We start from the raw sequence: 255 nt of genomic DNA, 5'->3' as shown, positions 1-255 counted from the left end.
GGATTAACTCAAAGACTAGGGGCTGTTGATCTTTCACATTGGCAGCCAAATTATAGAGCAAGCTAGAGCCAGCAGGCTTTCAAAATTAATTTTCAATTTATCATAGCGGGTAGCTATCGCTCTAAAATGCTTGAGCCGAGCAAAAGCATTTTCAACTAAATGCCGATATTTGTATAAACACCAATCGATATCGCCATTTCCTTGCTTCGAATTTTGTCTTCTAGGGATCACTGGCTTTGAACCACATTCACGCAC

At 40.4% G+C, this 255-nt stretch carries 1 protein-coding gene; it reads right to left on the bottom strand.

From position 1 onward, the window contains the following. Positions 1-33 precede the first annotated feature (33 nt). Positions 34-255: transposase (locus AAEZ02_RS22980; RefSeq protein ID WP_351125450.1), on the bottom strand; the 222-nt coding region annotated here is incomplete at its 5' end.

It is taken from the genome of Shewanella sp. T24-MNA-CIBAN-0130 (assembly GCF_040310185.1).
GTDB classification, from domain to species: domain Bacteria; phylum Pseudomonadota; class Gammaproteobacteria; order Enterobacterales; family Shewanellaceae; genus Shewanella; species Shewanella psychromarinicola.
The sequence above is the reverse complement of the archived record's forward strand: the minus strand, read 5'-3'. Positions and strand labels throughout refer to the sequence as shown.